The organism is Polaromonas sp. P1_G2 (assembly GCF_056405515.1).
Genome location: NZ_JBFUBY010000307.1, coordinates 1 through 4554, shown reverse-complemented (window position 1 = coordinate 4554; position 4554 = coordinate 1). Strand labels below are relative to the sequence as shown.

Here is a 4554-nt window from a genome sequence, read left to right as displayed (position 1 = left end):
GGCGTGAAGCGTGCCTGCGTCAAGGCAATGCCATAAGCCAGAAAGTTGACTTGATACCGAAGCGCCGCCGTCTGAAATTGATCGCGTTGCTCGAATCCCGAAAACTCATCGAAAGGTTGCAGAGCTCTATCGAGGGCGAACCTCACACGCTGCAGATGCGCCAACGACATTTCTGGTTTTTGTCTTGATGGTTGGGCTGTGAAGATCGTGTCCAATCGAGCCGTTTGCCGGACCAGGTAATCGTTATCGATGCGCCTTTGCCGGCCTGAAAACATGAACCAGCCCAGCATCAACAGGCAGCCCGCCGCAGCAGACAGCGCGAGCACGTAGTACACATTAAGGACCACGCCTGGCTGAATTGCACCATGGTTCATGCTCGCGGCCCAAAACGCCGAACCGAGCCATACCAACGGAGGCAGCAATACATTGCCCGTGCCAAACCAGACCAATAGCGCAAACGCCAAGGCACCCACCGAACACAACCAGACGGCTAAATGACCTATGCCACTGCCTGTGCAAATATCAGCATGCGCCAGAAATCCACCGCCCGGCACCATCAACCCCAAGCCGAAAATCTGCAAGGCATCGTGATGCGCGAAAAGCAGCAAAGCCGAGCCGCCCGTAATGAGCAGCAGATACAGTTTTAGAAGCCGGACAGTCTTTCTTGTCGTTACCGGACCGAAAATTCGTGTGTGTGGCGGAAGAGTAGCGACGCTACGGATTGAACTCACAGACCGGCCTTTCTTCGAAATGAAGCATCAGATTGATGCACTCGACTTTCGACAGGTGCAGTCTGATACGCGTCTGTGAGGTCTTGATGAGCTATATGAAGTTGAGGTGAAGTCGCCTGCCAGACGGCCATTTACGTTGCGGAACATCGACCCAATCGCCCGTTTTGAGTTGCAGGTGTGTGGAGGTCAGGCTTCAGCGCAATTCGCATGAAAGTTCTCTTCCGTGTGCAGAAGATGACTAATCTCGGACGCTCTGAACAGTACGCTGGTAGCGACCCTGCCCATTATCAAATCTTGAGGCGCTCGATCACGGAGTTCGTACTTTGAGCCGAACAATAAAAAACCGCTCTCGGATTCCTCCGGAGCGGTTTTTAAGAGGTATCGACCTGAAACCAGGCCGGTATGCAACGCCAGGTCAGGCGCGGGCGGCGCGCAGCTTCATCGAAAACTCACGCAGGGCGGCAATGCCGCTCTCTTCCGCACGATGGCACCAAGCTTGCAAGTCGGTTGCAAGCTGCTCGCGGGAGGCAGAGGTGCTCATCCACATCTGGCGCAGCTCTTCGCGCATGGTGACCATCTTGTCGAGCACGGGGTGCTCGGCACGGGCTTGGGCCAACTGCGGCTTGGCGGCCGCGGGCACCTTGTCGTCGTCGCGGTGCAGCCAGCGATTGGCCGCGCGCAGCACGGAGACGTCGGCTTTTTTCGCCTTCAGCACTTCGATCTCGGCCTTGCCGGCACGGCGCAGTTCGCGTGCAAAACCGGCCATCACTTCGTAGCGGTGGGCGATCAGCGCTTCCAGCGTTTTTTCGTCAGCCACGGGCTGGATGGAACCCAGCTGGAGCTTGGGCGGAACCTTCTTCACGGAAGCCAGGCCGACCTTTTCCAGGGCGCGGATGTAGATCCAGCCGATGTCGAATTCGTAGGGCTTGACCGAGAACTTGGCCGAGGTCGGGTAGGTGTGGTGGTTGTTGTGCAACTCTTCGCCGCCAATCATGATGCCCCAGGGCGAAATATTGGTGCTGGCGTCGGGCGCCTCAAAGTTGCGATAACCCCAGTAGTGGCCGATGCCGTTGATGATGCCGGCCGCCGTCACGGGAATCCAGGCCATCTGCACGGCCCAGACCGCCAAACCGGCTACGCCGAAGAAGGCCAGGTCGATGATCATCATCAGGCCAACGCCCTGCCAGCTGTAGCGGGAATAGACATTGCGCTCCATCCAGTCGTTCGGCGTGCCATGGCCGTACTTGGTCATGGTTTCCTTGTTCTTGCTTTCGGCGCGATACAGTTCGGCGCCTTCCCAGAACACCTTCTTGATACCGTGCGCCTGGGGGCTGTGCGGATCTTCCAGCGTTTCGCACTTGGCGTGGTGCTTGCGGTGAATGGACACCCATTCCTTGGTCACCTGGCCCGTGCCCAGCCAAAGCCAGAAGCGGAAGAAATGCGAGGGAATCGCGTGCAGGTCCATGGCGCGGTGCGCTTGATGGCGGTGCAGGTAAATCGTCACGCTGGCGATGGTGATGTGGGTGGTCACCAGGGCGTACAGCACGATCTGCCACCAGCTGGCGGCGAGCAATCCATTTGCCAGCCAGTCGAGGGCGGCATCAAACAAAATCATAAAAGTCCTTTAAACAAGCTGCGCCAGCGCCATCCAAATTTGTCTCCGGGCGCTGCACCAGACGAGGCTCTATTGTAAGGTGAACCCCCATAAATACCAAGTCACTTGAGGCATAGGGCCGACGGTCAAATCGGTGCGAAAAGTCACGAATGAATATGTAACATCAGCCTATCTGTCGTCATTTGCTGGCAAAAATATCAGGACTTTTGCCAAACCGCCGCGAAAAACCCGTCAGTCTTGTGCAAGTAGGGCCAGAGGCGAAGGTAGGGGCCGCGGCACAGTTTTTCCGCATGTTCCACCCCCAGATGGGTCAATAAAGGCCCGGTTTCAAGGACGTTGAACCCCGTATTGGCCGCGCTGAAGGCTTCGGCAATCGCCTCGTTTTCTTCGCGCAAAACGCTGCAGGTGGCATAAACCAACCGGCCACCGGGCTTTAAAAGCCGCGCGGCGCTCTGCAAAATCGCGGTTTGTTTGGCCCTGAGCTCTTCAATCGCCTTGGGGTTTTGCCGCCATTTGAGGTCGGGGTTGCGCCGCAAGGTGCCCAGGCCCGAGCACGGCGCGTCGACCAGCACGCGGTCTATCTTGCCGGCCAGGCGCTTGATACGGTCGTCGCGTTCATGGGCAATGGCCACCGGGTGCACATTGGACAGCCCGCTGCGCGCCAGCCGGGGCTTGAGCGCATCCAGCCTGTGACCGGAGGTGTCAAAGGCATACAGCCGCCCGGTGTTGCGCATGGATGCGCCCAGGGCCAGCGTCTTGCCGCCGGCGCCGGCGCAAAAATCAACCACCATCTCCCCGCGCTTGGCGTCCACCAGCAGAGCCAGCAGTTGCGAACCTTCGTCCTGCACCTCGATGGCGCCGCGGGTGAAAGCGTCCAGCTTGGCCAGCTGGGGCTTGCCGTCGATGCGCAGGCCCCAGGGCGAATACGGTGTGGCGACGGTTTTGATCGCCGCTTTCGAGAGCTCTTTCTGGATTTCGGCGCGCTTGTCCTTCAGCGTGTTGACGCGCAAGTCCAGCCCGGCAGGGGCATTGAGGCTTTCCACCAGCGGCCAGAAATCGTCGCCCAGTTGCTCCTTGAGCGGCTCTACCAGCCACTGCGGCAGGTTGTGGCGGTGCAATTCCATCAGGTCGGCCGGCTTGACCTGGTCGCAGCGCGCCAGCCAGTCTTTCTCCTGGTCGGTCAGCGCGCCCAGCAGGAAGTCGCGGTCGGCCGCAAAGCCGAGGATGGCCAGCCGCCGTTCCGGCGCGCCGCTGCCGTGCTGGGCCAGGTAGGTGTAGAGGTTTTTCTTGCGCAGCACGCCGTAAACCGTTTCGGCCACGGTGGCGCGCTCGCGCGGGCCGAGGCGGTAGTCGCGGAAATAGCGCGACACCACCATGTCGGCGGGATGATCAAATTTAAGGACCTGCTTGAGAAGCTCGGAACAACTGTCGAGTAAGGCTTTAGGATGCATAGCCTCCATTGTCCCACTCCGGTCTTGCCACACCCTTTTTTAATACCCTTCATAGCCCCCGACTGACATGCCCGAAACCCTCGAAGATGCACTGCCGCCCCTGATCGAAACTCCGCCCGGCCTGTACCGCCACTACAAAGGCATGCTCTACGAGGTGGTCGGCACCGTGCGCCACAGCGAAAGCCTGGAGCCCATGACGCTGTACCGCGCGCTCTACGGTGAAAAAGGCCTGTGGGTAAGGCCCGCCGCCATGTTCAATGAAGATGTGGTCATCGACGGCGTGAAACAGCCACGATTTGCCCGTCAGCCCGGTCCGGTGCCTCAATAGGCGCCGTCACCGATAATCGTGGGTTATGTCCGAAACCCAAGCTTCCACCGAAATCGAAAAGCAGGTCAAACGCCGCCGCACGTTTGCCATCATCTCCCACCCCGACGCGGGTAAAACCACGCTGACCGAAAAGCTGCTGCTGTTCTCGGGCGCGATCCAGATCGCCGGCAGCGTCAAGGCCCGCAAGGCCGCGCGCCATGCCACCTCCGACTGGATGGAGATCGAAAAGCAGCGCGGCATCTCGGTGGCCAGCTCGGTCATGCAGATGGAATACCGCGACTGCGTTATCAACCTGCTGGACACCCCCGGCCACCAGGATTTCTCGGAGGACACCTACCGCGTGCTGACCGCCGTGGACGCGGCGCTGATGGTGATCGACGCGGCCAACGGTGTCGAGCCGCAGACACGGCGCCTCTTGCAGGTCTGCCG

General features: G+C 59.7%; 5 protein-coding genes. 2 read left to right on the top strand and 3 right to left on the bottom strand.

Annotated elements, in window-relative coordinates:
- The 3 genes from AC1D0P_RS22200 to AC1D0P_RS22190 form a co-directional block, all read right to left on the bottom strand.
- A partial coding sequence (locus AC1D0P_RS22200; RefSeq protein WP_477678728.1) for a hypothetical protein occupies positions 1–731 on the bottom strand: 731 nt, incomplete at its 3' end.
- A 415-nt stretch (positions 732–1146) separates the two neighbouring features.
- Positions 1147–2346 carry a DesA family fatty acid desaturase gene (locus tag AC1D0P_RS22195; protein ID WP_477678727.1) on the bottom strand — a complete coding sequence of 400 codons (1200 nt, stop codon included), beginning with the start codon at positions 2344–2346 and terminating at the stop codon, positions 1147–1149.
- Between the two features lie 197 nt (positions 2347–2543).
- On the bottom strand, positions 2544–3797 hold the full coding sequence (locus AC1D0P_RS22190; RefSeq protein ID WP_477678726.1) for an RsmB/NOP family class I SAM-dependent RNA methyltransferase: 1254 nt from the start codon (positions 3795–3797) through the stop codon (positions 2544–2546).
- Between the two features lie 67 nt (positions 3798–3864).
- Here AC1D0P_RS22190 and AC1D0P_RS22185 point away from each other — a divergent pair, with 67 nt between their 5' ends.
- On the top strand, positions 3865–4125 hold the full coding sequence (locus tag AC1D0P_RS22185; protein ID WP_477678725.1) for a DUF1653 domain-containing protein: 261 nt from the start codon (positions 3865–3867) through the stop codon (positions 4123–4125).
- Positions 4126–4150: 25 nt separating this feature from the next.
- Positions 4151–4554, top strand: a 404-nt coding sequence (locus AC1D0P_RS22180) for a GTP-binding protein (RefSeq protein WP_477678724.1), incomplete at its 3' end; no start/stop codon positions are given.